General features: G+C 66.0%; 21 protein-coding genes. 3 read left to right on the forward strand and 18 right to left on the reverse strand.

Going from position 1 to position 26,148, the window contains the following annotated elements; translation table 11 throughout:
- Positions 1-64: 64 nt before the first annotated feature.
- From ACSQ3S_RS00090 to ACSQ3S_RS00110, 5 genes are all read right to left on the reverse strand, one after another.
- Entirely contained in the window at positions 65-994 is a 930-nt protein-coding gene (locus tag ACSQ3S_RS00090; protein ID WP_436141244.1) for a hypothetical protein, read from the reverse strand.
- 134 nt (positions 995-1,128) lie between these two features.
- Positions 1,129-1,677, reverse strand: coding sequence for a type 1 glutamine amidotransferase domain-containing protein (locus ACSQ3S_RS00095; RefSeq protein WP_176655877.1), 549 nt, complete (start codon positions 1,675-1,677; stop codon positions 1,129-1,131).
- Positions 1,678-1,809: 132 nt separating this feature from the next.
- Positions 1,810-2,967: a polysaccharide lyase family 7 protein gene (locus ACSQ3S_RS00100; protein ID WP_436141245.1), complete on the reverse strand. Its 1,158-nt coding sequence runs from the start codon at positions 2,965-2,967 to the stop codon at positions 1,810-1,812.
- A 202-nt stretch (positions 2,968-3,169) separates the two neighbouring features.
- Positions 3,170-5,062, reverse strand: coding sequence for an SPFH domain-containing protein (locus ACSQ3S_RS00105; protein WP_436141246.1), 1,893 nt, complete (start codon positions 5,060-5,062; stop codon positions 3,170-3,172).
- Positions 5,063-5,390: 328 nt separating this feature from the next.
- Positions 5,391-11,324: a pre-peptidase C-terminal domain-containing protein gene (locus ACSQ3S_RS00110; protein ID WP_436141247.1), complete on the reverse strand. Its 5,934-nt coding sequence runs from the start codon at positions 11,322-11,324 to the stop codon at positions 5,391-5,393.
- A gap of 143 nt (positions 11,325-11,467) precedes the next feature.
- On the opposite strand from ACSQ3S_RS00110, the gene ACSQ3S_RS00115 reads away from it, so the two are divergent.
- Positions 11,468-12,199, forward strand: a complete 732-nt coding sequence (locus ACSQ3S_RS00115; protein ID WP_436141248.1) for a substrate-binding periplasmic protein — start codon at positions 11,468-11,470, stop codon at positions 12,197-12,199.
- Between the two features lie 9 nt (positions 12,200-12,208).
- A complete protein-coding gene (locus tag ACSQ3S_RS00120) occupies positions 12,209-13,417 on the forward strand; it encodes a DUF2252 domain-containing protein (protein ID WP_436141249.1) in 1,209 nt (402 codons plus the stop codon).
- Here the strand turns inward: ACSQ3S_RS00120 and ACSQ3S_RS00125 are convergent.
- The 3 genes from ACSQ3S_RS00125 to ACSQ3S_RS00135 all read right to left on the reverse strand — a co-directional run bounded on the left by ACSQ3S_RS00125 (position 13,400) and on the right by ACSQ3S_RS00135 (position 16,639).
- On the reverse strand, positions 13,400-14,938 hold the full coding sequence (locus ACSQ3S_RS00125) for a DHA2 family efflux MFS transporter permease subunit (protein ID WP_436144973.1): 1,539 nt from the start codon (positions 14,936-14,938) through the stop codon (positions 13,400-13,402). The genes ACSQ3S_RS00120 and ACSQ3S_RS00125 overlap by 18 nt on opposite strands.
- Positions 14,939-15,006: 68 nt before the next feature.
- A complete protein-coding gene (locus ACSQ3S_RS00130; protein WP_436141250.1) occupies positions 15,007-16,098 on the reverse strand; it encodes an HlyD family secretion protein in 1,092 nt (363 codons plus the stop codon).
- Between the two features lie 28 nt (positions 16,099-16,126).
- On the reverse strand, positions 16,127-16,639 hold the full coding sequence (locus tag ACSQ3S_RS00135; protein WP_176655884.1) for a winged helix-turn-helix transcriptional regulator: 513 nt from the start codon (positions 16,637-16,639) through the stop codon (positions 16,127-16,129).
- 98 nt (positions 16,640-16,737) lie between these two features.
- Between ACSQ3S_RS00135 and ACSQ3S_RS00140 the strand changes: the two genes are divergently transcribed.
- Positions 16,738-18,216, forward strand: a complete 1,479-nt coding sequence (locus ACSQ3S_RS00140; RefSeq protein ID WP_353405169.1) for an efflux transporter outer membrane subunit — start codon at positions 16,738-16,740, stop codon at positions 18,214-18,216.
- A 1-nt stretch (position 18,217) separates the two neighbouring features.
- Here the strand turns inward: ACSQ3S_RS00140 and ACSQ3S_RS00145 are convergent, their stop codons facing one another.
- From ACSQ3S_RS00145 to bufB, 10 genes are all read right to left on the reverse strand, one after another.
- Positions 18,218-19,480, reverse strand: a complete 1,263-nt coding sequence (locus tag ACSQ3S_RS00145; protein WP_436141251.1) for an FCSD flavin-binding domain-containing protein — start codon at positions 19,478-19,480, stop codon at positions 18,218-18,220.
- A 10-nt stretch (positions 19,481-19,490) separates the two neighbouring features.
- Positions 19,491-19,805 carry a c-type cytochrome gene (locus ACSQ3S_RS00150; protein ID WP_436141252.1) on the reverse strand — a complete coding sequence of 105 codons (315 nt, stop codon included), beginning with the start codon at positions 19,803-19,805 and terminating at the stop codon, positions 19,491-19,493.
- Between the two features lie 12 nt (positions 19,806-19,817).
- Positions 19,818-20,573, reverse strand: a complete 756-nt coding sequence (gene soxA / locus ACSQ3S_RS00155; protein ID WP_436141253.1) for a sulfur oxidation c-type cytochrome SoxA — start codon at positions 20,571-20,573, stop codon at positions 19,818-19,820.
- The gene (gene soxZ, locus ACSQ3S_RS00160; RefSeq protein ID WP_436141254.1) at positions 20,570-20,896 is read right to left on the reverse strand and encodes a thiosulfate oxidation carrier complex protein SoxZ; all 327 of its coding nucleotides are present in this window, start codon (positions 20,894-20,896) and stop codon (positions 20,570-20,572) included. Before soxZ ends, soxA begins: the two co-directional genes overlap by 4 nt.
- Positions 20,896-21,345 carry a SoxY-related AACIE arm protein gene (locus tag ACSQ3S_RS00165; protein ID WP_436141255.1) on the reverse strand — a complete coding sequence of 150 codons (450 nt, stop codon included), beginning with the start codon at positions 21,343-21,345 and terminating at the stop codon, positions 20,896-20,898. The genes soxZ and ACSQ3S_RS00165 overlap by 1 nt, the downstream gene beginning before the upstream one ends.
- On the reverse strand, positions 21,342-21,746 hold the full coding sequence (gene soxX / locus ACSQ3S_RS00170) for a sulfur oxidation c-type cytochrome SoxX (protein WP_436141256.1): 405 nt from the start codon (positions 21,744-21,746) through the stop codon (positions 21,342-21,344). Before soxX ends, ACSQ3S_RS00165 begins: the two co-directional genes overlap by 4 nt.
- A gap of 14 nt (positions 21,747-21,760) precedes the next feature.
- On the reverse strand, positions 21,761-23,959 hold the full coding sequence (locus ACSQ3S_RS00175) for a molybdopterin cofactor-binding domain-containing protein (RefSeq protein WP_436141257.1): 2,199 nt from the start codon (positions 23,957-23,959) through the stop codon (positions 21,761-21,763).
- Positions 23,956-24,459 (reverse strand): (2Fe-2S)-binding protein, encoded by a 504-nt coding sequence (locus ACSQ3S_RS00180; RefSeq protein ID WP_176655892.1) that lies wholly within the window; start codon positions 24,457-24,459, stop codon positions 23,956-23,958. Before ACSQ3S_RS00180 ends, ACSQ3S_RS00175 begins: the two co-directional genes overlap by 4 nt.
- A gap of 91 nt (positions 24,460-24,550) precedes the next feature.
- Positions 24,551-25,306 carry an HvfC/BufC N-terminal domain-containing protein gene (locus ACSQ3S_RS00185; RefSeq protein ID WP_436141258.1) on the reverse strand — a complete coding sequence of 252 codons (756 nt, stop codon included), beginning with the start codon at positions 25,304-25,306 and terminating at the stop codon, positions 24,551-24,553.
- Positions 25,303-26,133 carry an MNIO family bufferin maturase gene (gene bufB, locus ACSQ3S_RS00190; protein ID WP_436141259.1) on the reverse strand — a complete coding sequence of 277 codons (831 nt, stop codon included), beginning with the start codon at positions 26,131-26,133 and terminating at the stop codon, positions 25,303-25,305. Before bufB ends, ACSQ3S_RS00185 begins: the two co-directional genes overlap by 4 nt.
- Between the last annotated feature and the right edge of the window lie 15 nt (positions 26,134-26,148).

Here is a 26,148-nt window from a genome sequence, read left to right on the forward strand (position 1 = left end):
TTAACGAATGGCTATTATCGCCGATACGCCAGCCCCACCCCGGCTTCAAGGTGCGATGCGATGTTTACTTCGTCACCCGATCCCAGCCCTCGCGCACCGCATCCTTGAACTTCTCCCAGCTCGACTGCGGGTGCTTGTTTTCCCAGTCACTGCGCAGTTCAGGCTCGGCGTGCTCCCACGGCTTGTCCTTGTAGCCGGGATTGCCGGCCATCGATTCGCCGTAGCGGTACGCCGGGTCGTATTCCTGATAGGTGTTGCCGGTGTACGAGAAGGTCTTCTCCCAGTGCGAGCGGAAGTACTCGGCATCGTCGCCGCTCTCGTCGCCGCGCAGGATGTCCAGGCTGTCCTGGTTCGGCTTGCCCGTCTCGCGCGGGTAGATGCGCATGCCGCTGCGCTGCACCGTGCTCTGCGCGGAGATCGGCACGCTGGCCGGCGCCACCACTGCCGGCTCAGCCTTCGCCTGGCCGCGCTGCATCGAGCCCGGCGTCAGCAGCCCCTGCTCGGAGCGGGCGAAGTCCACCGCCTTCTCGCGCGGCAGGATGCCGTGCAGTTCCGGCGCGCTTTGCTGCGCGCCCAGGCTGCCCTGCGCCATGCCGGCACCGCTGCTGCGCAGGACTTCGGCGCCGGTCCAGCCGCTGGCGCGCCACATGGTTTCGTGCTCGTCGATGTCGATCGGGCTGAATTCCTCGACGATGTCGGCCGCGCGGTCGGCCGCTTCCATGCTGTGGGTCTGGATGGTCAGCACGACGTGGCCGCGGTTCAGCGCTTCCGCATAGACGTGCCGGTCCGCATGCTCGCGCCCCAGCAGGTTGCTGAACATGTGCTTGATGCTCTCGAGGATGGAGGCGTCGTCGTTGATGCGCGGCGTCCCCGCCACGCTGCCGGAGTCGCTCACGGTGATGGTGTCGCGGTCGTAGCCGCTGTGGATCAACTCGTCCTTGGCTCGGTTAGCCTCGGCACGGGTTTCAAAAACTGCTGCGAGTGTGTGTGTCATGGTGGGCTCCTGGATAAAGACGCTGGCGGTCGAACGGTGTCCGACTGCAATTCCAGTCTACGTCTTACGCCGCGGGCGTAGCGCTCGTTTGCCAGCAGGAAAATGCGCAGACTGGGTTGCATGGTTCAAGCCGCTCAGGCGGCCATCAGTTGCTGCTGCAAGGCCTGGTTGAAGGCGGGGATGTCGTCCGGCTTGCGGCTGGTGATCAGCTTGCCGTCGACCACCACTTCCTCGTCGCTCCACTCGGCGCCGGCGTTGCGCAGGTCGGTTTGCAGGCTGGGCCAGCTGGTCATGTGCTTGCCCTTGGCCAGGCCGGCGTCGATCAGGGTCCATGGGCCGTGGCAGATCGCGGCGATGGGCTTGTCTTCGCGGCCGAAGTCGCGGATGAAGGTGATCGCTTCCTTGTGCAGGCGCAGCTGGTCCGGGTTGGCCACGCCGCCCGGCAGCACCAGCGCGTCGTAGTCGGCCGGATTGGCGTCGCGCACGTTGAGCTCCACTTCGTAGCGCGAGCCCGGCTGCATGTGGTTGAAGGCCTGGATGTGCTCGCCCTTGGCCTTGGTCGAGATCAGCGTGACCTTGGCGCCCTGCTGCTCCAGGAAATGGCGCGGTTCGGTGTATTCCGCCTGCTCCACGCCGTCCGTCATCAGGATCGCAACGTTGGTGTTTTTCAATTCGGTAGCCATGATTCCTCCTGTCTGGTGAGAACGGAGTAGCGTGCCATACCGATCGCGCGCCGCATGTGCGCGCACGTACATTAGCGGGCTCCCGGCCCGGAACTTGGGCCGGGAGCCTGCCTTGCTGCCAGTGTACTGCTATCAGTGCGTGATCTTCAGCGCGTAGAACTTCACGACGGTGCCGGGCGTCGTCTGCGGCGTGCCCGAGACGGCGGACTGGTCGTAATTACCGGCCTTGAAGTAGAAGGTTTCGCCGTTGAAGCTCGAATCCATCGTGAAGGTCTTGGTGGTGCCGTTGACCTTGACGGTGATGGTCGATCCCTTGAGCGTCATCTGATAGGTGAACTTGGTACCCAGCGGTACCGTGTCGATCGTGGTGGTGGTGCCGCCGCCGCCCTGGTTGGTGTTTTCCAGGAACAGCTTGACCGCGCCGCTGGAGCTGTACTGCAGTTCGCACAGCGGCTTGCTCGGGCCGTTGCCCTGGAAGATCTGGGCGATGGCGGTGTTGCTCGGCACCTTGGTCACTTTCAAGGTCGCGTCCAGCACGTTGGTGCCGCCGGTCAGCCAGGTCGCGTTCTCGCGGAACTCGACGCGCGGATGCTGCGAGCCGGAGGTGGTCCAGCCCACTTGCGGATCCATCATCACCATCGCGCCGTCGCTGCTGTCGGTGTAGAAGTAGTACTGGTTGGTGTAGCCGCCTTCCAGCTGCGAGCCGCTGACGGTGTCGACGTTGCCCGACGAGCCGGTCGGCATCTGCAGCGTGAACGGCGAGAGGTTGAAGTTGCCGCCCGGCGGCAGGCCGGGGTTGAGGCCGCTGCTGCTGCAGCTGCCGGCGCCGTTGGTGTAGACCTCCAGCTCAAGCAGGCTGACGAAGTTGTTGACGTCGCTGCCGGTGCCCAGCACGCGCACGTATTTGGCCGATACATCCGGAATGTCGTAAGGCTTGAGCGCGGCCGAGGTGCCGCTGTTGCTGCCGACGAAGGAGTCGGTCCAGACGCTGCCGTCCACCGAGGTTTGCAGGCGGAAGTTGTATTTGCGCGAGTCGCCGTTGTACCAGGCCAGGTTCAGCGAGGTGACGTTGTAGCAGCCGCCCAGGTTGTACTGCAGCCATTGCGCGCCGTTGGTGGCGTCGGCCGACCAGCGCGTCGTCAGCGAGCCGTCGTTGACGTTGACGGGCAGGTTGGTGTCGCTGGCGCTGGCGCTGATGTTGGCGTTGGAAATGGCCAGCTTGCTCTGGGCCATGGCCGACAGCGACAGCAAGGCGGCCGCCGCCACGAATGCGAGTTTGCTTAGATTCATGAAGTCTCCTATTAAGGTGGTTTTTATGGTTTCGGGCAATTTTTGTCGGTTACACTTCAGAAGTAAACCGATTACCTCAAATTAGTATTTTTTAATATTATCATCTTCTAATTACTGTGTACGATTTTGGTAATCGTTTTCCTAACTTATGCAAAAAAACGACGTGGAGGTTACCCGCCACGTCGTTTCAGGGCTTAAGCGATCAAGCCTGGTGTTCGATCGTCTTGGCCAGTTCGCCGGCCTTGATCGCGCCCATCAGGCCGAGCAGCGTGCTGAAGGCGTTGCTGTCGGCGCCGCCCATCTGCACTTGCGGCACCAGCGGCACCTTGGCTGTTTCAAACGCTTCGGCCAGGCGCAGCATGACGGTCTGCATCAGCTGCTTGTCGGCGCCTTCGCCCTGCATCGCTTCGGACTTGGCCTGGATCGCCGATGCCTCGGCCTCGCCCACCGAACGGATCGCCGAGGCGCGGCCGGCGCCTTCCATCTCCTGGCGGAACTTGTCGGCCTGCGCCAGCGACTCGATTTCCTGGCGGCGTTTCTCGGCGGCCTTGACGTTGGCCGAGCCCTGGTTCTCCTTGATCGAGATATCCACCAGCGAGCCGGTCAGTTCCTTCTGCTTGGCGGCGCGCTGCTCGGCTTCGTTCAGCTCGCGCTGCTTGTCGGCGGCGATCTGTTTCTGCGCGAAGGTTTCCACCTGCTCGCGCGCGATCTGGCGGTCGCGCAGCTGCGCCATGATGTCCTCGATCTTGTTGTCGCCGGGCTGGGCTTTCGGCGTGCCGATCAGCACTTCCTGGAACTCCAGCGAATACGCCTGGAAGCGCAGCTTCATGTCGCTCGACGCGTTGTTCTGCAGCTCGCTGCGCGACTGGATCAGGTCGATGAAGGTCTTGGTCTGCGACACGTTTTTAAAATACGACGACACCATCGGATCGAGCGTCTGCTCGACCAGCTGCGCCACGTTGCCGAAGCGCTGCACCACCATCGGCGCCTTGCGGTAGTCGATGTGCACCACCACCGACAGCGGCAGGTGCGGTTCGAACGCGTCCTTGGTGATCAGCGTGATCTCGCGCAGGTTCTTGTCGAAGTTGGAGCCGCTCTCGCCGGACTTCCACATCAGCACGAAGTTCGTGGTCGGCACCAGCTCGATCTTGCCGGCGTAGGTGTTGAAGGCGTACTTGCCCGGCATCAGCGCATCGCGCCACACGCCGCGGCAGCCGGTCTCCACCAGCTCGCCGTGCGAATACTCGGCGCCGGACAAATCGGTGCCGGTGCGGCCCGTGTACGACACCACCACGCCGACGAAGCCGACCGGGATGATGGTCTTCTTGATGAACTCCACCGTCGCGAACAGGCGGTTGATGAAGTAGGTGCCCTCCACCAGCACGCGCTCCTGGCGGCCGCGGCGACCACCGGCGGCGAGGAATTTTTCCGGCTCCTGGAAGGCGTTGTGGCTGTCGCCCACGTCCGGCGCCAGCAGTTCGCCCTTCAGCAGGCCGGGACCGTCCTGCACCGTCACCACGGCCAGCTGGTCGGAATCATGCGAGCCGGTCACCTCCTTGATGACCACGGGCTTGAAGCCGCCGCGCTCGTCGAGCACGCCGCGCATCTGCTGGTAGTAAGCCTTTTCCAGCGCGTCGAGCGACATCGAATAGGTCGATTCTTCGGTCATCACCACGAACAGCGCGGGGTTGATGATGTGTGTGCCTTCGCGCAGCACCATGCGCTGCGGGCCTTTCTGGCCGCCGTCGCGCAGGAACGCGCGCACGTCGCGGAAATCGACGATGCGCGAGTTGTCGGCCAGCGTCTGGCCGGCCGGCAGGTCGAGGCCGTCGCGGGCGAATACGTAGGCGATGGTGCCCTGCGTGACCGACACCATCGGATGGATGTGCACGCGGTACTGGAACGGCGCGAAGAAATGGAAGCCGCCGCGGCGCAGGTCGGGCTGCAGGCCGGCCTCGCCGTTCAGCGCCAGCAGGCCGTTCTGCACCGAGCCGGAAGGGCTCCATAGTTTCTCGATCACGCCGACGCGATCGTTGGGGATGTACTTGATGGCCCCGGATATCTTCAGCAGCAACAGCGCTGCAAACAACGCCACTACAAAAATCAAGGCGATAGAAATCACATCACTGCTAAGCAGGCTAGACATACAAACCTTTCGGTTGTGGAAAAAGCTGGGGGTGCGGGTGCGTGCGTGGACGAAGCTAGCGCGGCGGGCTGGCAATGGTCAGGCAGGCGAATGGGGAGGGTGCTGCAGGCGCTGCGGAGGCAGCAGGGGCAATGACGAGTGGGGTGAACACGATGTTTTTGTTATTACCGTTCAATGAGTTCGTGCTTACCATTCTTGCACAAAGCCTTGAAAGGACAAGGCGCGCCGCCGCGATTAGAATCCTGCCTCTAATCGCGGCGGCGCCACGGCAACCGCATCAGCTGTAGGGGATGTAGGCGAAGCCCTTGCCGATAATGGGCAGCATCGCCGCCTGATTCTCCGCGCTCTCGCTGAAGTTGACCAGGATAGTGGAACGCTCGGTGCCCACGTCCAGCGCATTTTTCCAGAAATTGAAGCCCTCCGCCTCCGGCTCGCGGTGCAGGATGTTGTGGTACAGATTGGTGACGAAATCCTTGTTGTTGACACCGTCGCCATACAGCTTCTTGAACTCGTCGCTGACGAGGAAGTTTTGCGCCACGCTCTGCAGGCTGTGGCCGGAGTCCAGCGCGTTGATCCAGAAGCCCAGGCCGTCGAGATCCGGCGCGCGGTCGAACGCCGCCTGGTACATGCGGTAGGCCTCGCCGCCGGCGCCGCTTACATCGAACGCCATCGCGTGCGTAGGGAACAGCAGCCGCTCGACGCCGGTCAGCGTGTCGGCCGCGCCCGCACCGGTCTGGTACACCGTCACGTGGCCGTCCTGCACATAGATTTCCAGCGGCACCTTGGTGTCGTCGTAGAACACCGTATCGAGACCGGCGCCGCCGTCGATCTTCTGGCCGTTGCCGCTGGCGCTGAAGAAGTCGTTGCCGTCGCCGGCGGCAGACGAGGATGCTGGCGCAACGGTGGTGAAGGTGTAGCTGGCGTGGCCGGCGTAATGGTTGCCCGACAGGTCAAGCACGCTGCCCTCCGGCAGCGACAGCGTGTACTTGGCGCCCGGCGTCAGGTTCTGGTGCGGGTCGATTTTCAGCGTGTTGCCGCTGGCGGTAATGACGGCAGACGTCAGCGTCGCGCCGTGTTCGTCGGTCAGGCGCAAGCCCGGGCCGGCGACGACGGCGTCGTCGAACACGAGCAGGAACTTGCTCGCCAGCGGCACGCCGGTGGCGCCGTCCACCACCGACGCATCGGTCAGCCGCGGCGCCGTAGTGTCGGCCGCGCCCATGCTTTCGGCCAGCGTATAGCTGCCCTTGACCGTGCCATAGGTGGCAACGTAGAAGTCGCCCGTCGCTTGCGCCTTGTACACCATGCGGGTTTCGCCGGTGGCGTCGCTCGGCCCGTCGGCGACGGCCAGTTGCGTCTTGCCGGTGGCGTCGAACAGGAACAGGCCGGTGCCGGCGCTGCCCGCATCCAGCGTGCCGCCATGCCCCTTGGCGCCATTCATGTCGAAGATGTAGGTCTTGCCGCCGTCCATGTGGACCTTGAACCAGTCCTGATCGGCGGGACCGCCGACCATGCCCTTGACCGGCGCGGCGACCGTCAGCGCGCCCCTGGTGGTGGCGTCGCCGGCGTAGTCGTCGGCGTCGTTGACGGCGGTGAGCGTGTAGGCGCCGGTGGCGTGACCGTCGCCGCCCGCCACTTCGAGGAAGTAGCTGCCGTTGGCGGTGGGCACGTAGCCCAGGGCGCCGGTGCCGCCGCCGGCAAGCGCTTCCGCCAGGACCTTGCCGTTCGCATCGAGCAGGCGCAGCGTCGCGCCGCCCTGTTCATCGGTGTTCTTGCCTTCGTGGCCGGTGGCGCCGTCCAGCGTGAACGTGTATTCGCCGCCCTTGTCCAGCCCGATGGCGAACCAGTCGCGGTCGCCGCCGCCGGCGTCCAGCTTGCCGCGCACGGTGCCGCTCGCCGTGCCGGCCGCCGCCAGCTTGCCGGTGGTGGCGGCGGTTGCGCTGTAGTCGTCCACCGTGGCGGTGGCCAGCAACGTGTATTTGGCGCCGGACGCGAGCTTCATGCTGTCGGTCACCGCCATGTAGTAGCTGCCGCTGGCCGTCGGCGTGTAGCTGTAGCTGACGGTCGTCCCGTCGGTGCTGTAGAGCGGGCTGCCGTCTCCGGCCATCAGGCTCAGTTGGATGGCCGAGTTTGGCGCACTGCTCAGCGCGCTGTCGAAGGTGTAGGTCGTGCCCGCAACCAGGTCGATCTTGAACATGTCGATGTCGGTACCCGTGCCCAGCACGCCGCTGATGTTCCTGCCCTGGATGAGCACGGCGGCGGTCTCGCGCGCGTCGCCGTAGTCGTCGCCGGCCGTGGTGGTGGGCTTGGCGGTTTCCAGCAAGGAGTAGTTGCCGGTCTGATAGGCGTTGCCGTGCACGCTGACGAAATAGTCGCCGGTCGCGACGGCGCTCACGCTCACGCCCACATCGGCCGTGTTCAGCGTGGTGGCTACGCCGCTGCCGTCCGCCGCGTAGAGGTCGATGCCGGGCCCGCCGGCCTTGCCGAAGCCCGACGTCGCCAGCGTGCCGCCATTCTGCAGCGTGAAGCTGTACGAGTGGCCGGCCTCCAGGTGCGCCAGGAACCAGTCGGCGTCGCCCGCCACACCGATCGTACCGTGCTGCGGCTTGGCGGCCGCCAGCACGCCGGTGGTGCTGGCGTCGCCGGCAAAGTCGTCGCCGCCGGCGATGGTGGCCTTCACCGAATAGGCGGCGCCCGGCAGCGGCGTGCTGCCGCCGGCGACGGTGACGTAGTAGTCCCCTGCGGCGCCAACCTGGTATTGGGCGCTGTCGAGGTAGACGCCGTTGCCGGTATCGCCGTGATGGAGCGCACCCTTGATCTCGTTCCCGCTGCCGTCGGTGACGGTCATCTTCGCCGTCGTGCCGGCGGGGGCGCCGAAGTCTATCGTCACCAGCGCACCTTCGGCCAGGCTGATCTTGAACACATCCAGGTCGACCGCCGACTGCAGCTTGCCGTTGACGACGATGCCGTCGGCCAGCTTGGCCGCATGTGCGTTGTCGTTGCCGAACTCGTCGGGCACGAGCACCGCCGCCTGCAGCGTGTAGTCGCCGCTCAAGCCGCTGTGACCCATGCCGACGTCGATGTAGTAGGTGCCCTTGGTCACCGCCGTGTAGGACAGCGGCGGATTGCCGCTATTGGCGCCGGTCGGGTGGTTGACCACGGCCAGTTGCTTGCCGTTGGCGTCGAGCAGGCGCAGGGGCGCATCGGTGGCGGCGCCGCCGTACAGTTCCTGTAGCGTGCCTTTGACCGAGAAGGTGTAGGTGGCGCCGGCCTCCAGCGTGACGGCGAACCAGTCGCTGTCGCCGCCGCCCGCCTCCAGCTTGCCGGCGACGGAGGCACCGATCGCCAGCTTGCCGGCGGTGGCGACCGCCGCGCCGAAGTCGTCGACGACGGCGCTGACCTTCAGGCCGTAGCCGGTGTCCCAGTCGGTGGCAGGATTCGGGCTCGGATTGGCGACCGTCAGGTAGTACTTGCCGGCGACGCCGACGGTGAAGCTCTGGTCCTTGGTGCCGGTGACGGGATCGGCGTCGACGACGTTGCCTTTGCTGTCCGTCAGCGTCCAGTGCGGCGTCGCGCCGGAGTTTTGCGAGCGCGCCAGCGATACCAGGTAGCTGCCGCCGGCGGCCAGGTCCAGGCTGAACACGTCCTTGTCGGTCGGGATCTGCAGCGAGCCGGCGATCTGCTTGCCGAGCGCCAGCGCGGCGGCGGTGGCGGCGGTATTGCCGTACTCGTCCACCAGCGCGGTGGCGGTGACGGTGTAGCCGCGCTGCGGGGTGTAGCTGTCGCCGACGTCCAGCGTGTAGGTGCCGGCGGCGGTTGGGGTCAGCCGGTACATGATGGTGCCGCCGGCGCTGCCGGAATAGTCGGGGGTCAGGCTCTTGCCGCTCGGGTCGAACATTTTCAGCGCCAGCGCGCTGTCGGCGGCCGTGGCGGCGTCGCCGTTGCTGAGCGTGATCTTGTAGAGAACATTAGACGCCAGCGTGACCTTGAAGCGGTCGACGTCGCCGGCGTATTGCAGCGCGCCGTTCAGCGCGGTGCCCAGCGTGAGCTTGCCGGCGCCGGTGTCGGTGACGCTGTAGTCGTCGACGACTTCCTTTACGCCAACCGTGTAGGCGCCGATGATCAACGGCCGGCCGTAGATTTCGACGAAGTAGTCATAGTCGGCAGAAGCGGGCCGGTTCAGCAGCACATCCGGCGCCAGCGTCTCGCCGTTGGCGCCATGGATCACCACGCCGCGGACGGCGTCGCCAATGGTGGTGACCGCGTAGCGCTTGCCGGCTTCGGCGTGGAACTTGAACCAGTCGTCGTCGAGCTGATTGTCGATGTAGGCAGTTGTCGTGGCGCCCGCCGCCAGCACGTCGGGCGTGGCCAGATTGCCGGGCTGGTCGGCCGGCAAGTCCGCGCCGGTGGCAAAGGTGAAGACGCTGGGGCCCGTGTACAGATTGCCGGCCAGGTCCCGTATCTCGCTAAGGGTCAGCGTATAGGTCGTATTCGGATTCAGCGGACCGCCGACGTCCGCCAGCAACGTGTTGTTGCCTATCGCTTGCACCCCGCCAACACCCCAGGTCAGCGGGTTGCCGCTGGCATCCTTCAGTACCGCGCCATAGCCCGCCCCCATGGTCACCGGCTCGTCAAACACGAACCGGATACCGCCACTGACTGGCGCATTCGTGGCGCCGTTCGCGATCGACACCGATTTCAGCACTGGACCGGTAGTGTCGCCGGTCAGCAGCTGTTCGGACAGGGTATAGTCGAAACCCGGTTGGTTGCCATGCGTGGACAGATAATAGTCGCCGGTGCTGGCGGCGGTGTACACAAGAACCGCATCTTGCGGAAGGAATACGCTGGACTGGGCGTTGGTCAGGACAGCGCCGTGCGCATCCAGCATATCCAGGCTGTTCCCCGTTAAAGCCGTGCTCGCGCTGTGCATATCGAAAGCGTACTGCTTGCCGGCGTCCAGATGTACCTTCACCCAGTCGACGTCGCCCACGCTGATCGTTCCATGCACAGGTTTGGACAGTTCCAGCAGGCCGGAAGTCTGGATCGTAGCCGGATAATCGTCAGGGTTGGCCATCAGCTTCAACATGTAGCCGCCGCTGGACGGATCGATCGCGCCCGTGCTTCCCACCGTCAACGTGTAGACGCCGGTCGTGTCAGCCACGAAATACAGGCATTCCTTGTTTCCCACCGTGCCGGCCACGAGAGTCGCCTGCTGGCCGTTGGCGTTGAAGATCGAAGTATCGAGTTTGCTGTTCCATAGGGCACCGTCGGCTGCCGTGCGCTGCAGCACATAGGTGGTGCCGGCCACCAGGCTGACCTTGTACGTGTCCGCATCGGCGCGCACCGGCAGCAAGCCGGTGACCGCGGCGCCAAGCTGGATGGTCACCGCGTGGGCGGCATCGCTGCCGGCTTCGTCCGGCGTGGCCACCTGGGCCTGGACCTGGAAGCTCCCCCCTGCGGCGCCGACATCGAGGTAATAGGTGCCGCTGACCGTGGCGGTGAAGGGCAAAACCGGGGCGTTATCGGAAAAGCTGGCAGGACCGGTAGCCGGCGACACCGGCTGGCCGCCGGCGTCGAACAATCGCAGATTGCCGGTGCTTGCGTCCATGGTGCCCGCGCGGTCGACATCCCCCTTTAGCGTGAACCAATAGCTGGTGCCGGCCACCAGCGACACGGCGAACCAGTCATGGTCGGCACCGCCGTCTTCCAGCTGGCCCTTCGCCGCCGCACCACCGATATTGAGCTTGCCGGCGGTGGCGATGGTCGAACCGGTATTGTCGCCAGCCAGGCCGGCGCGGAAAACGTAATCCTGCACGGCGGTGTCCTGCGCGACCGCGCTGAGGGACACGTAGTAGCTGCCCGACGCCATCGGCGTAAAAGAGTAATTGTGGTCCCTGCCGACTTCGGCGGAAAAAAGTCCCGTTTGGTTCGCGTCCAGAATATCCAGGGACAAATTGTGGTGACTGTAGTCGCCGGCCACTCCGATAATGGGGTCGCTGCGGCTCAGCCCCTCAGCGGAAAATCGGTAAGTCTTGCCCGCGACTAGCTGGACCTTGAACACGTCATGGTCGCCGTCTGCTTCCAGCTTGCCGTTGACGGTGGCATCGAGCGCCACTGCCGAGGCGGTCGCAGGCGTATTGCCGAAGTCGTCAACAGGCGCGGCGGCGCCGGCAACAGTGCGGTAGGAGGAAGCGGAGCGGTAATCGATTGGCATAAAGAGCCCGGATTTTGAGATTTTTACATGATATCAAAGTTTCCATCCGGAAAATCTATCCAATTGCCACCCGTCGGAAGACAGTGCCGCACGCCGCATGCAGCGTCTATAATTGAACTCTCCCGGAGAACCCGAAAGCGCGCATGCCGAAACCAGTCCTGCCCCTGCTGACAGTCTTGCTGGCGGCCCTGCTGCCGCCGGCCGCGCATGCCGCGCCGGGCGAGCTGGTGATGCTGGCGCCGCTGGACCAGACCATGCCCATCGTCCGCTTCCAGAACGGCGCGCTGGCCGGCGGCATCATCAAGGACCTCGGCGACGCGCTGGCGCAGCGGCTGGGCCGGCGCGCCGTCTACATCAGCGTCGACGTGCCGAGCGTGACGCCGGCGCTCGCCGGCGGCCGGGCCGACGCCATGTGCTACGTGCTGCCGTTCTGGATCGACGGCGACTACGACTGGAGCACGCCGCTGCTGCCCGACAACGAGATGGTGGTCGGCCTCGTCGACGCGCCGCCGCTGCGCTCCCTCAAGGATCTGAAGGACAAACCCATCGGCACCGTGGCCGGTTACCGCTATCCGCGCGTCGAACGGGTGCTGGGCAAGCGTTTCGCCCGCACCGACTCGGCCAGCATGGAACTCAACGTCCAGCGCATGGTCGAAGGTAAGGCACAGTACACGATGGTGGGCGAGACCACGCTGCTGTACCAGCAGCGCATCCATCCCGGGCTGAAGGTGCGGCCGGAGCTGGTGTTCTCCTCGTTCAAGGCGCAGTGCGCGTTCTCGCGCAAATCGCAGGTGCCGTTCGCCGAAGCGAACCGCGTCATCGACGCCATGCTCAAGGACGGCAGCATAGACCAGATCCTGGCCCGTTACCGATAGGAGGCCGCCATGCCGGCAAACGCACTGATCACCGCCCTGCAAGCCCACAACGCCGGCCGCGATCCAGAGCTGCTGGCGATGAAGTACCGCAAGATGGCGCAAGACGCCTTCCTGTTCCTGCGCGGCGCCGACCACCTGTTCTACGACGCGCTGCCGGACGACGCCCTGTTCCGCAAGGCGCCGCTGGCGTGGAGCTGCGGCGACCTGCACGTGGAAAACTTCGGCAGCTACAAGGGCGACAACCGCCAGGTCTATTTCGACATCAACGATTTCGACGAAGGCGCGCTGGCGCCCGCCAGCTGGGACCTGGTGCGGCTGCTGGCCAGCATCCAGTGCGGCGCCAAGACCATGAAGATAGCGGCCGGCGACGCGGTGGCGCTGTCGCGCCGGTGCACCGACGCCTACCGCGCCGCGCTGGCCGAGGGCAAGCCGCGCTGGGTCGAACGGGAAACCAGCACAGGCCTGATCAATACGCTGCTGTGCGAGCTGCAAACGCGCAAGCGCGCCGACTTCCTCGACAAGCGCACCGAGCGCAAAGGCCAGCGCCGCAGCCTGAAGCTGGACGGCGCCAAGGCGCTGCCGCTATTGCCGGGCCAGCGCGAAAAGATCGAGTCCTTCATGCGCGACTTCGCCGCGACACAGGACGATGCCGGCTTCTACACCATGCTCGACGCCGCGCGCCGCATCGCCGGAACCGGCAGCCTGGGGCTGATGCGCTTTGTCGTGCTGGTGGAGGGCAAGGGTTCTCCCGACGGGAACTACCTGCTGGACATCAAGGAATGCAAGCCGTCGGTGCTGGCGCCGCACCTGGCCGCCATGCACTTCAGGCAGCCCATCTGGCCGGACCAGGCCACCCGCGTGGTCACGGTGCAGAAACGCATGCAGGCGGTCGATCACGCCTTCCTGCACGCGGTGTCGATGGACGGCCGCTCCTGCACGCTACGCGGCCTGCAGCCGTCGGAAGACCGCGTGGATCTGGACGGCAGGAAGCCGGGCCGCCTGGAAGACGTGATCGCCACCATGGGCTGCAACCTGGCCTGGGACCAGCTGCGCGCCTCCGGCCGCGGCGGCGCCGCCAACGCCGACGACCTGATCGCCTACGGCCGGCGCGACGACTGGGTACAGTCCATGCTGGACGCCTCCGCCGCCATGTCCACGCTCACGCAGCAGCAGTGGCAGGCCTGCAAGCCGTGGCTGGAGTCAGTGAGCGTCGGCTGACGGCGCCTTCGGCGGCGCCACCTTGCGCATCAGCGGCACCATCGCCGTCGCCACGACAAAGCAGGCCATCACGCACAGGAACACGTCGCTGAAGGTTTGCGTCTGCGCCTCGCGTATCGTCAGCGACCATAACTGCTTGAGCGCGCCGGCCTGCGCGCTGCCTGCATCCAGCCCCCATGCCAGCAGGTTGCCGCCGGCGCCGGACAGCATCTGCGCCATCGCCTCGTTGCCGCTGTTCAGATGCTCTGCCAGACGCAGGAAGTGCATATTGGTGCGGTCGTTGATGATGGTGGCGCAGGCAGCGATGCCGATCGCGCCGCCCAGGTTGCGCATCAGGTTGAACAGGCCGGAGGCCAGCTTCAGGCGCTCCGGCGCCAGCCCGCCCAGGGTCAGCGTCACGGTCGGCGCCACGGCGAACTGCTGGCCCATGCCGCGCAGGGCTTGCGGCAGCAGCAGCTGTTGCGCGCCCCAGTCGTGCGTGATCGGCGCGAAGTTCCACATCGACAGCGCAAACATCGCCAGCCCGACCATCATCAGCCAGCGCAGGTCGACGCGGTTGGCCAGGTAGGAGTAGAACGGAATCGACATGATCTGGAACACGCCGGTGGAAAACACCGCCAGTCCGATCTCCAGCGCGCTGAAGCCGCGCACCCGGCCGAGGAATAGCGGCGTCAGGTAAATGGTGGCGAAGATGCCGATGCCGGTGACGAAGGAAAAGAAGCAGCCCAGCGCGAAGTTGCGGTCCTTCAGCGCGCGAAGGTCGACGATGGGATGCTCGTACACCATGCTGCGCCAGACGAAGCCTATGCCCGCCAGCCCGGCCACCCACGCCGTGGTCAGGATCACGTGGTCGCCGAACCAGCCCAGGCGCGGGCCTTCCTCCAGCGTGTATTCCAGGCAGCCGAGGAACAGCGACATCAGCACGATGCCGAAATAATCCGCATCGCGTATCAGCGACAGGTTGGGACGGTCGATCTTGACCAGTATCGGCACCACGACGGCGACGAAGATGCCCGGCACCAGGTTGATGAAGAACAGCCAGTGCCAGTTGAAGTTGTCGGTGATCCAGCCGCCGACGGTAGGTCCCAGCGTCGGCGCCAGCGAGGCCAACGCGCCCACGGTGGCGGCAGCGATCACGCGCTGCTTGCCGGCGAAGAAGTAGAACGCCGAAGTGAACACCATCGGTATCATCGAGCCGCCGATGAAGCCCTGCAGCGCGCGGAAGGCGATCATGCTTTCGATGTTCCAGGCCACGCCGCACAGCATGCTGGCGATGGTGAAGCCGGCGGCCGAGCCGGCGAACAGCCAGCGCGTCGACACCACCCGCGACAGCCAGCCGGACATCGGGATGACGATGATCTCGGCGATCAGGTAGCTGGTCTGCACCCACACGGTTTCATCGGCGCCGGCCGAGATGCCGCCGCCGATGTCCTTGAGCGAGGCCGAGACGATCTGGATGTCCAGCAGCGCGATGAACATGCCGACGCACATGGTGGCGAAGGCCAGCACCTTCTGCGACATCGTCAGCTGCGGCGGTGTCCACGGTGCCGGTGCGGCCTTCGCAGGCGCGCCGACTGAAACGGCCGCGCTCATGGCTTGCCGCCCTCGCTGCGCACGTCGATCTCCGCCGCCACGGAAAGGCCGGGGCGCAGCAAGGCCACCGCCGCGTCGCGCTCATCGAGCACGATCCGCACCGGCACGCGCTGGACGATCTTGGTGAAGTTGCCGGTCGCGTTTTCCGGCGGCAGGATGCTGAACTGCGCGCCCGTGGCCGGCGCCAGGCTGGCCACGGTGCCATGGAACACATGCCCCGGCATCACGTCGGCCACGATGTCCGCGCGCTGTCCCGGCTTGAATTTGGCCAGCTGGTTTTCCTTGAAGTTGGCATCCACCCACAAGCCGCTGGACGGCACGATCGACAACAGCTGGTTGCCTACCGTGGCATAGGCGCCGCTACGCGCGCGGCGGTTGCCGATCACGCCGTCGATGGGCGCGCGCAGCACCGTGTATTCCAGGTTGAGCCGGGCGATATCGCGCTCTGCCACGGCCTGCTCCAGCGCCGCATGCGCCTGCAGCTTGCGCGTACCGATCACGTCCAGCTCACGCTGCGCCGCCGTCAGCTGCGCCTGCGCCTTTTGATCGCCGGCCAGCGCCTGCTTGTATTCGGCGTCGGCCTTCTGCGAACTTTGCAGCGACACGGCGGCCTTGGCGGACAGGTTTTTATAGCGCGTCTGGTCGTCGCGCGCGCGGGCTGTCTCGGCCCCGCTGGCTGCCAGGCCGGCGCGCGCCTGGCCGATCACCGCTTCCTGCAACTGGCGCGTGGCGTCGAGATTGGCCAGCGTCGCCTGCGCGGCCGCGACCGCGCCTTCGGCCTTGGCCAGCGCGGCGCGGTAGTCGCGGCCGTCGAGGCGGGCCAGCACGTCGCCTGCATGCACATGCTGGTTGTCCGTCACTTCCAGCTTGGCGATATAGCCGGCCACCTTGGGCGCGACCACGGTGACGTTGCCGCCGACGTAGGCGTCGTCGGTGTCCTGTAAAAACCGCGCTTCGGTCCACCAGTGATAGCCGAAGCCGATGGCGCCCAGCGCGATGGCGGCCAGCACGGCGCGCACGATGATGCGCTTGCGGCTGGGAAGAGGAATTACCTGTGCAGGAACGGCGGTGGCGGTGGTGGTGGTCATGATGTGCTCCGTGGATTGAATGAAGGGGTCAGGCGGCGGCTTCGGCGGCGGCGCGGCGCTCCGCCATGCGCTGCATGCGAAGGCGGGTCGATTCCGGCGCGGCAGGGCCGGCGGCGACGGCATGGCGCGCGCGGTCGATCACGGCGCCGGTCGCCGGGTCCATCAGCGTCGGCTGCACTTCCTCGCCGCTGATACGGTCCCGCAGCACGATCATCTTGCCCTCCGGCGCGAAGTGTTTGTTGCCCCAGGCGAGCAACGCCAGCAGCACCGGGCGGAAATCGCGTCCCGCCTCGGTCAGCACATACTCGTCGCGCGGCGGGCGCTCGGAATAGCGGCGGCGCTCCAGCAAGCCGGCATCCACCAGGTCGTTCAGGCGGCGGGCCAGCATGTTCGGCGAGATGCCGAGGTTTTTCTGGAAGGCGTCAAAGCGGGTCTCGCCATAAGAACATTCGCGCAGGATCAGGATGCTCCACCACTCGCCCACCTTGTCGAGGCTGCGGGCGATCGGGCACGCCATGGCGCTCAAATCGGTCTTTAGCATGGAATTACTCCCTCAAAAAATTATTAATTGCGATCACAATGAAACGAGCATATACTCCTTCATACGAACTTGCAAGTAACTTTCAAAAGAGGTGCAAAATGAATAACGAACTCAAGGCGCCGGCCGCAAAGCCAGCAGGAATGCGGGTTTCAGCGGTGGCCGCGGCCAGCCTGCTGGCATTATTGACGCTGGCCGGCTGCGCAACGGGGCCGGAATACCAGCGTCCGGACGCGCCGCTGGCGGCCAGTTTTCATACCTCGGGCGCTCTGGCCGAGCGCAAGACGGCGCTGCCGGCGCCGGCGCTGGACACCTGGTGGAACGGCTTCAACGACCCGGCCCTGCAGCGCATCGTCACGCGGGTGCTGGAGCAGAACCTGGACCTGGCGGCGGCCATGGCGCGGGTCGACCAGGCGCGCGCCGCGTCGCGGCTGGCCGATGCGCGGCTGCTGCCGGAGGGGGCGCTGTCGGCCGGAATCGCGCATCAGCGGCAATCTCTGAATAGCCCCGAGGGCCGGCTGGCCAGCGCAACGCCCGGCTACAACCGCGAGCAGTCGCTGTACAACGCCGGCATCGGCGCCAGCTGGGAGCTGGACGTGGCGGGCGGTTTGAAGCGCGGCGCGCAGGGCGCCAGCGCCGAGGCGCAGGCGGCGGAGGCGGACCGTCTCGGCGTGCGGGTATCGGTGACGGCGGAAGCGGCCGACGCCTACTTCCGCGTGCGCGGTGCGCAGCGCCGCATCGCGCTGGCGCAGGAGCAGATCGCCACCAACGCCAGGCTGCTGGAACTGGTGCGGCTGCGGGTGGCGGACGGCCTGGCGTCCAGCCGCGAAACGGCGCAGGCCGAGGCGCTGGTGTCGCAAGCCCGCGCCACAGTGCCGCCGCTGCGCATCGAACTGGATGTGCAGCTGAACCGGCTCGACGTGCTGATGGGCGCCGCACCCGGTACCTACGCGGCCGAACTGGCGCCGCCGGCCCAGGGCGCGGAGAGCGGCGTGCCGGCCATCGAACTGTCGCAAGGCCCGGCGGACCTGCTGCGCCGCCGGCCGGACATCATCGCCGCCGAACGCCGGCTGGCCGCGTCGAACGCGCAGATCGGCGCGGCGATGGCGGAGTACTACCCCAAGCTGTCCTTGTCGGCGCTACTGGGCGTGACCAGCCTCGGATCTTCAGGCCTGTTGAGCGCCGCCTCGCTGCAGCCGCAGGTGGCGGCCGGCCTGCGCTGGCGACTGTTCGATTTCGGCCGCATCGACGCCGACGTCGCCCGCGCCAAAGGCGCCAACGCTGAGGCGCTGGCCGCCTACCGCAAAGCCGTGCTGCGTGCGGCGGAGGACGTGGAGAACGCCGTCGTCACGCTGACCCAGCTGGAACTGCAGCACCACGAACTGAGCGAGGAAGTGGACGCCCACACCCGCGCCCGCGACGCTTCCGAACAGGCATGGCAGGGAGGGGCCGTCAGCCTGTATGAAGTGCTGGAAGAACAGCGCCAGTTGCTGGCATCGCGCGACCAGATGGCGCGCGTCAATGCCGACAACGCGCGCGCTGCGGTCGCCACCTTCCGCGCGGCAGGCGGCGGCTGGTGATTTATCCCAGCGTGTCGGTCCAGATGTTGCGGGCCCAGTTCATCGCGTACTCGCCTTCGAGCGCGCTGGGTCCCGCCGACACGCCGCCGGAGCCGGATACCACCAGCAGCGTTTTTTTCTCCGCATCGTAGGCGTGCACCGAAGCGACGTGGATCACGTCCTTGTCGGAGACGAAGCTGTAGCAGGTGTTGGTCAGCATCGGATGGCCGTCCGGCGCGCGGCCGGCCAGCAGGTCCACCACTGCGGCCGCGCACACCTTGGCGTGCTGGTTGGCCATGTGCGCGGACTTCGGCATCAGCGGCGATACCTGGATCGCGTCGCCCAGCACGTGGATGTTCTTCACCTGCGTCGATTCGAAGGTGAGGAAATCGACCGCGCACCAACGCCCGTTGGCATTCGCCAGTCCGGTCTGCACGGCAATGGCGCCGGCGCGCTGCGGCGGAATCACATTCAGCACATTGGCCTGCACCTTGTCGCCCAGTTCCGAGACCACGGTGCGCGACGACGCATCCACGTCCGTCGCCCGGAACGACGGCCGGTATTCGATGATGCCGCCGTAGCGCTCCTTCCATACCTTCTTGAACAGCGGTCCCTTGGAGACCACGTCGTCGTTGGCGTCGAGGATCAGCACCTTCGATTTCGGCTTGGCGCGGCTGAAGTAGAAAGCGATCTGCGATGCGCGTTCGTACGGCCCCGGCGGACAACGGTAAGGCGCGGCCGGGATCGTCATCGCATACACGCCGCCGTCCGGCATAGCCTCCAGCTGCGCGCGCAGGGCCACGGTCTGGGCGCCCGCCTTCCACGCATGCAGCACCGCATCCTGCGCACCGGGTTTGAGCATGCCGGGCAGTTGGTCCCACATGAAGTCCACGCCGGGCGACACGATCAGGCGGTCGTAGGACAGTGTGGCGCCGCCGGCCAGCGCCAGCGTACGCTTGGTGGTGTCGATCGACGTCACCGTGTCGCGCAGCACGCGTATGCCCTGCATGCGGTCGTAGGACATGGTCAGGTCGGCGATCTGCTTCGATCCGCCCAGCACGAGGTTCGACAGCGGGCAGGAGATAAAACTGGCGTTGGGCTCGACCAGCGTGACGTCAATGGCGCCTTCGCTCCACATGCGCACGTAGCGCGCGGCGGTGGCGCCGCCGTAGCCACCGCCGACCACTACCACCTGCGGTTTCGCCGTGCCACCGATGGAGGCGCAGCCGGCCAACATGGCGCCGGCACCGATACCGGCGGCCTGTATGAATTGACGTCGTTTCATCGCAACCTCCTTACTTGAGGGCGGCGAAATAGGCCGCCAGCAGTTCGATCTGTTCGTCGGTATAACCCTTGGCGATCTGGGTCATGATGGTCGACTGTCGGGAGCCGGACTTGAATGCGCGCAGCGTGGCCACCAGCGCCTCCTTCGGCTGGCCGGCGATCGGCGGCAGCGTTTCGCCTTTGGTGGCGCCGTTGGTGCCGTGGCAGGCTGCGCATGTCGCGGCAAGCCGCGCACCGGAGGAAATCGCCGCGCCATCGGCATGCGCCGCGTTTTCCGCGCTTGCCGCGAACAGCAACGCGGCGATGAGTATGGATTTCGAAAACATCGCTATCTCCTGTTATGGCCGAACTGCCGGCGATTCCATCGGCATACCCTGGTCGCGCACCGCCAGCCAGGCTTCCAGTTGAACCAGTTCCTGCGCCCCCAGCGGCGGTATCTCGGCGCGCACGCCGCTCAGGCAATTGCGCAGCCTTCGCTGCAACGATCCCATCGCCTGCCACTCCAGCCGGTAGATCGGATACGCCGCCGCATGCGCTTGCGGTATCGTGCTGCCGGCCAGTCGCTTGCCCCACTGCTGGTCATGGCACTGCGCGCACGACAAATTCAATTGGCCTACACGCTGGAAGTAAAGCTCCTTGCCGCGCGCGGCGGCCGCCTTGGTTCCCGCGTCCTGAGACGGCGCCACCGGCAGGCCGCGCGACTGCATCGCCACATAAGCCTCCAGTCCAAGCAACTCCTCGCTCTCAAGCCGCAAAGCCGGCGCCTGCTGCTTGCGTTCGCGGCAGATGTTGATGCGCTGGCTCAGGTTGACCGCCATCTTGCTGGCGCCGTCGAACGCGGGAAAGCGCGCCGCCACGCCACGCATGCTCGTGCGCGCATCACCATGACAACTGGCGCAGGACTTGCCGCTCTTGCCGGCGGCGGCGTTCCACTGCGCCTCGCCGCCGCTCACCCACAGCATGCCGGGATTGAGTGTATCGTCGCGCTGCATGGCCTGGGTGGATGCGCTCATGAATTCGCTGCCGGAGCGCCGCGCATCGTCGGCAACGGCCTGAAGACAGAAAATCAGCAGCAGCGCGGCAAGGGCTCTCATGCCGCGCTCACCGTCAAGTTCATCTTCTCTGTCTGCGCAAAGCCATCGTCGCCTTCCCACGTGAACTCCAGCGTGCCGCTTTCCGTCGCGACGGTGAAGAAACCGATATACGGATTGGCGGACACCGCCTGGTGCAGCTCGGCGCCGAATACCTGCTCGCCGTTGTAACGGCAAACGAACTTGCGGATAATGTCGCGCGGGACCACCTTGCCGTCCGCACCGGGCCGGTAGCCGGTCTCCATGACGTGCGCGATCAAGGCGCGTATTTCGATCACCTCGCCGCGCTTCGCCGTCGCCGGCATATGAATCAGGGCGCGCGCCATCACGGAGCCTCGCCTTCGATGCAGGCCGCCAGCGTGACGATCACGTCCACCGATTTTGACCAGCAGCTGCCATCGTTCATGCGCGCGACGGCGATCAGCCGCTGCGATGTCGCCAGCCGGATACGCGTCGATACTTCGGCCTTGCCAGCGCGCGGCCCCAATGTGAACACCGCCACGTCGGTCTGCGGATTCTTTTCATTGAAGATGGCGATGGCTGCGACATGGTCGGCCGCAGTCATCGCGCTCTCTACCGCCACGGTGACCGGCACCGCGTTGCCGTTGTCGATCAACTGCGCGATATCGAACCTGACCTTGCCCTCGCGCGGCGCCACACCACCGGTGAAGGCGGCGACGGCGGCGGCCATGTCGGCCGGCGTGGCCGCAACGGGGCGCACCAGCGCCAGCATCGCCAGCCCTGCGCCTGCCGCCAGCACATCGCGACGCTTCATTGCCCGCCCTCCTTCAATGTTTGCAGCCACGCCACCACGTCCTCGATCTGCTGCGCGTCCAGTATGGCCTTGCCCTGGTAACCGGCGGCGACGCGGTTAAGTCCATCGGTCTTGTAATAGGAAGGCATGATCGTCGCCGGATTGAACTGGCTGGCATCGACGATGCGCGCTCTTAGCTGTTCGGCGCTCCAGCGTCCGCCGGCGCCCCGCAGGTCCGGCGCCAGATTCCCTTGAAAACGCTCCTCGGGTATCGGCCCGGTATGGCACAGCAGGCAAAGCCCCACCTGCCGGCTGGCAACGATGGCGCGGCCGCGTGCCGCGTCGCCAGGTTGTTCCGTCAGCGGCGCCGCGCCGGCCCGAGCGCAGCAGAGCAGGATGGCCAGTGCGAACAGACCTGTCATCCCGCCCCGCATCGCTATGCCTTCTTCAGGCTGTGGTTCTTCAGCGGCAGGTCGCGCACGCGCTTGCCGGTGGCGGCGAAGATCGCGTTCAGCACCGCCGGCGCAGCCACCGCAATCGTCGGCTCGCCGACACCACCCCAGAACCCGCCCGACGGCATGACGATGGACTCCACCTTCGGCATCTCGTCCAGCTTGAGCACCTGGTAGGTGTCGAAGTTCTGCTGTTCCATCTGGCCGTCCTTCAAGGTGCACTCGCCATACAGCGCGGCGGACAACCCGTAGACAAAGGAACCTTCGATCTGTGCCTCGATCTGCTGCGGATTGACGGCATACCCCGGATCGGTCGCCGCGACGATGCGCAGTATCTTCACCTTGCCGGTCTTGCTGTCCACCGACACCTCGGCGCAGGCGGCCACGTAGCTGCCGAAGCCCATGGTCTGCGCCAGCCCACGGAACACGCCCTTCTTCGGCGGCGTGCCCCAGCCGGCCTTTTCCGCCACGGCGTTCAGTACGGCCAGGTGCTTCGGGTGGTCAGCCATCAGCTTGCGGCGGAAGGCCAGCGGATCCTGCTTGGTCGCGTGGGCCAGTTCGTCCATGAAGCATTCGAGGTAGATCGTGTTCTGGTTCAGGTTCACGCCGCGCCAGAAGCCGGCCGGCACCGGCGGATTGCGCATCGCATGGTCCACCAGCAGGTTCGGGAAGCTGTAGCCTATCGACGCTTCCGGCCCCGGCGCGTTCAGCCCCTGGAACACCACCGGATCCTTGCCGTCCTTGAGCGTCTGCCCCAGCGAGGCGAGGATGGACTGGCCGGCGATGCGCATATGCAGGCCGGTCACGTTGCCCTTGGCGTCCAGGCCCGCCGTCAGCTTGCACTGCGTGATCGGATGGTATTTACCGTGCAGCATATCCTCTTCGCGGGTCCAGATCAGCTTGACCGGCGTGCCCGGCATCTCCTTGGCGATCTTCACCGCCTGCGTCACCCAGTCGTGCGTGGCGCCACGGCGGCCGAAACCACCGCCCAGGTGCATCTTGTAGACATCGCACTTGGCCGGCGGCAGGCCGGCCGCTTCGGCCGTCGCCGCCAGCGCGGCTTCGCCGTTCTGGGTCGGCGTCCAGACTTCGCAACGCTCCGGGGTCCACACCACCGTCGCGTTCATGGTTTCCATGGTCGCGTGGTTCAGCCACGGGAAGGAATACACCGCCTCGATCTTGCGCACCGACGAGGCGATGGCCGCCTTGGCGTCGCCGTTCGAATTGCCGACCACCGCTTCCGGCGCATCCAGCGCGGCCTTCAGCGTGGCCGCGACATCCTTGCTCGACAGCTTGGCGTTCGGGCCCTTGTCCCATTCGATGGGCAGCGCATCCAGCGCGGACTTGGCGCGCCACCAGGTATCGGCCACCACCGCCACCGCGCTGTCGCCGACCTTGAGCACTTTCTTCACGCCCGGACGCTTCTCGATGGCCGAGGCGTCGAAGCTCTTCACCGTGCCGCCGAAGACCGGACAATCCTTGATGGCCGCGTTCAGCATGCCCGGCATCTTCAGGTCCATGCCGTAGATCTGCGCGCCGGTGGTCTTGGCGACCGTGTCCAGCCGCGCCAGGCGCTTGCCTGCCAGCTTCCAGGTCTTGGGATCCTTCAGTACGACATCGGCCGGCGCGGTCAGCTTGGCCGCCGCTTCGGCCACCTTGCCGTAGCTGACGGTGCGGCCGCTCGGGCCGTGCGTGATCACGCTGGCGGCGGCGTTGCATTCGGACGCGGGCACCTGCCACGCATCGGCGGCGGCCTGCACCAGCATGGTACGGGCAACGGCGCCGCCCTTGCGCACATACTCGTGCGACTCGCGGATGCCGCGGCTGCCGCCGGTGGAGAAGCTGCCCCATACGCGCTTGCGCGCCAGGTTCTGGCCCGGCGACGGATATTCGGTGGTGACCTTGCTCCAGTCGGCGTCGAGTTCCTCGGCCACCAGCTGCGCAAGACCGGTCAGCGTGCCCTGGCCCATTTCCGAGCGGGCGATGCGGATCAGGATGGTGTCGTCCGGCTTGACCACCACCCAGGCGTTGACTTCGGGCGTGGCGGCCGATGCGCCGGGAGCCACACCGGGCACCATGGTCTGCGCCAGCGCGTCAAACGGAATATGGAAGGCGACCACCAAACCGGCGGCCGCACCTTTCAGGAATCCACGGCGCGAGGCCGAAACAGTCACGGCGCTCATGCCTTGCTCCCTTCGATACGCTGGATATTCAGGCCGGCCGTGGCCGGATCGCCGCCGCGCACCGCCACATGGATCGCCTTGCGCACGCGGTTGTAGGTGCCGCAGCGGCAAATGTTGGTCATGGCCGCGTCGATGTCGGCGTCGGTACATTTGGGCTTGTCGCGGATCAGGGCGGCGGCGGCCATGATCATGCCGGACTGGCAGAAACCGCACTGCGGCACGTCCAGCGCGGCCCACGCTTTCTGGATCGGATGCGAGCCGTCCTTGGACAGGCCTTCGATGGTGGTGATTTTCTGGTTGGCCGTGACGGCGGCCGCCGGATAGACGCAGCTGCGGGTGGGCTGGCCGTCGATGTGCACGGTGCAGGCGCCGCATTGCGCCATGCCGCAACCGAACTTGGTGCCGGTCAGGCCTAGCTGCTCGCGGATGACCCACAACAGCGGCGTATCGTCCTCCGCCTCATATTCTCGTACGACGCCATTGACGTTCAACTTAGCCATGCAGATCTCCTGAATTTCGGTTGCCGGGAATAGACCGCTGGTGATACTACACCCGCTACCAAAACTTTGCATTACGGAGATTGTTTCTGCCTTATTTCGCCAAAATCCCCTGCGCCAGCCAGTGCTGAAGATGGCCGGCCAGCGCCAGCATAGCCTCTTCGCCGGCCGCCTCGCACACCTCGCCGAACGTGGCGCCGACGGCGACAAGGCGCAGCGCATCCGCCTCCAGCGCGGACAGGGAACGGAAATGCGGCTGCTCGCCCTGGCGCCATATCAGCCAGTGCATCACGGCGCCGGATTCCGCGGCCTCCGGCGGTTCGTCGCCCGCGCCCAGCGCCTGCCACAGGGCGACGGCGTTCCAGCGCAGATCCAGCAGGTGCACCGACGGATGCAGCCTGAATTGCAGCGCGCCCCACGCCTCCGGCGCCACCGCGCTCATCTCGGCGGTCCCCAGCGGCAGGGCATCCTCGGCGTCAAAGGCCAGGCTCAAGGCCCACTCAAGGCCCGCCAGTTCGGCGATGAAGGGATATTCCTCCAGCCGGGCCGCCGTGTGTGCGGCAAACTCGCCGCCGAACCAGCGCAGGTTGGGGTGGCGCGACGGATGCGCGGCGATGTAGCTGTCGGCCAGGTCCGCGAACATGTCGTCGCCGACGAAGGTCCAGGTCTTGTCGTATGCCTCGCACAGCGCCTGTTTCAGGCGGCTGCGGTAGGCGCGGTGATAGATGGCCAGCCGGGCATCGGCCTTCAGGCCGTACTGCTCGCGCACGGCGGCGTGGATGGCGCCTGTCGCCTGGTCGGCCAGGATGTAGTCCTGGAAGTCGCCCTGCAACCGCTGCAATGCGCTCATGCCGCCTCCGCAAAGGCGCGTGCGCGCCGCAGTTCGGCCGTCAACTCGGCCAGCGGCGGGATATTGTCGTCGCGTTCTATCATCGTCGCGACGGGGCCGAAGCGGCGCAAGGCTTCCGCATACAGCGCCCACACCGGATCGGATACTTCACGGTCGTGCGTGTCGATGATGCAGCCTTCCTGCACGCTGTGGCCGGCGAGGTGGATCTGCTGGATGCGATGCCCGGGCAGCGCGTCCAGGTAAACCAGCGGATCGAAACCGTGATTGACGCTGCTGACGTAGACGTTGTTCACGTCCAGCAGTATCAGGCTGTCGGATTCCTCGGCCACGGCGGCGACGAAATCCCATTCCTGGAAAGTGTCCGACTCGAAGGACAGATAGCTGGACACGTTCTCCAGCAGCAGCGGGCGTTCCAGGTAATCCTGCACGCGCTTCACGTTGCGCACCACGGTGGCCACGGCTTCCTCGGTGTAAGGCAACGGGAACAGGTCATGCATATTGGTGCCGTGCGTGCCGGTCCAGCACAAATGGTCGGACACCCACAGCGGCTGCACGCGCTGCATCAGCTTCTTCAACTCGCGCAGATAGTCTTGCGACGGACCTTGCGGCGTACCGATGGACATCGACACGCCATGCATCGCCATCGGATAGTCCCAGCGGATGCGGTCCAGCATGGCCAGCGGCTTGCCGCCGGGGACCATGTAGTTCTCGGACAGGATCTCGAACCAGTCGATGTCATGCCCGCCGGACGGTGCGTCGATGATTTCCTGGTAGTGCGCAGGGCGCAGCCCGAGGCCGAAGCCCGGCGATGACAGTGTAGTGTTCATGGATGATCAGCGGAT

Source organism: Duganella sp. LjRoot269 (assembly GCF_964254095.1).
In the GTDB taxonomy this organism is placed as follows: domain Bacteria; phylum Pseudomonadota; class Gammaproteobacteria; order Burkholderiales; family Burkholderiaceae_D; genus Rugamonas; species Rugamonas hordei.

Excerpts from the sequence above, each read along its gene's own strand:
- ACSQ3S_RS00090 (WP_436141244.1), bottom strand. The coding sequence starts at position 994 with ATGACACACACACTCGCAGCAGTTTTTGAAACCCGTGCCGAGGCTAAC.
- soxX (WP_436141256.1), bottom strand. The coding sequence starts at position 21,746 with ATGACAGGTCTGTTCGCACTGGCCATCCTGCTCTGCTGCGCTCGGGCC.
- ACSQ3S_RS00110 (WP_436141247.1), bottom strand. The coding sequence starts at position 11,324 with ATGCCAATCGATTACCGCTCCGCTTCCTCCTACCGCACTGTTGCCGGC.
- ACSQ3S_RS00175 (WP_436141257.1), bottom strand. The coding sequence starts at position 23,959 with ATGAGCGCCGTGACTGTTTCGGCCTCGCGCCGTGGATTCCTGAAAGGT.
- ACSQ3S_RS00180 (WP_176655892.1), bottom strand. The coding sequence starts at position 24,459 with ATGGCTAAGTTGAACGTCAATGGCGTCGTACGAGAATATGAGGCGGAG.
- soxA (WP_436141253.1), bottom strand. The coding sequence starts at position 20,573 with ATGAGAGCCCTTGCCGCGCTGCTGCTGATTTTCTGTCTTCAGGCCGTT.
- ACSQ3S_RS00150 (WP_436141252.1), bottom strand. The coding sequence starts at position 19,805 with ATGTTTTCGAAATCCATACTCATCGCCGCGTTGCTGTTCGCGGCAAGC.
- ACSQ3S_RS00100 (WP_436141245.1), bottom strand. The coding sequence starts at position 2,967 with ATGAATCTAAGCAAACTCGCATTCGTGGCGGCGGCCGCCTTGCTGTCG.
- ACSQ3S_RS00095 (WP_176655877.1), bottom strand. The coding sequence starts at position 1,677 with ATGGCTACCGAATTGAAAAACACCAACGTTGCGATCCTGATGACGGAC.
- ACSQ3S_RS00165 (WP_436141255.1), bottom strand. The coding sequence starts at position 21,345 with ATGAAGCGTCGCGATGTGCTGGCGGCAGGCGCAGGGCTGGCGATGCTG.
- ACSQ3S_RS00145 (WP_436141251.1), bottom strand. The coding sequence starts at position 19,480 with ATGAAACGACGTCAATTCATACAGGCCGCCGGTATCGGTGCCGGCGCC.
- ACSQ3S_RS00140 (WP_353405169.1), top strand. The coding sequence starts at position 16,738 with ATGAATAACGAACTCAAGGCGCCGGCCGCAAAGCCAGCAGGAATGCGG.
- ACSQ3S_RS00135 (WP_176655884.1), bottom strand. The coding sequence starts at position 16,639 with ATGCTAAAGACCGATTTGAGCGCCATGGCGTGCCCGATCGCCCGCAGC.
- soxZ (WP_436141254.1), bottom strand. The coding sequence starts at position 20,896 with ATGGCGCGCGCCCTGATTCATATGCCGGCGACGGCGAAGCGCGGCGAG.
- ACSQ3S_RS00125 (WP_436144973.1), bottom strand. The coding sequence starts at position 14,938 with ATGTCGCAGAAGGTGCTGGCCTTCGCCACCATGTGCGTCGGCATGTTC.
- ACSQ3S_RS00185 (WP_436141258.1), bottom strand. The coding sequence starts at position 25,306 with ATGAGCGCATTGCAGCGGTTGCAGGGCGACTTCCAGGACTACATCCTG.
- ACSQ3S_RS00130 (WP_436141250.1), bottom strand. The coding sequence starts at position 16,098 with ATGACCACCACCACCGCCACCGCCGTTCCTGCACAGGTAATTCCTCTT.
- ACSQ3S_RS00120 (WP_436141249.1), top strand. The coding sequence starts at position 12,209 with ATGCCGGCAAACGCACTGATCACCGCCCTGCAAGCCCACAACGCCGGC.
- bufB (WP_436141259.1), bottom strand. The coding sequence starts at position 26,133 with ATGAACACTACACTGTCATCGCCGGGCTTCGGCCTCGGGCTGCGCCCT.
- ACSQ3S_RS00115 (WP_436141248.1), top strand. The coding sequence starts at position 11,468 with ATGCCGAAACCAGTCCTGCCCCTGCTGACAGTCTTGCTGGCGGCCCTG.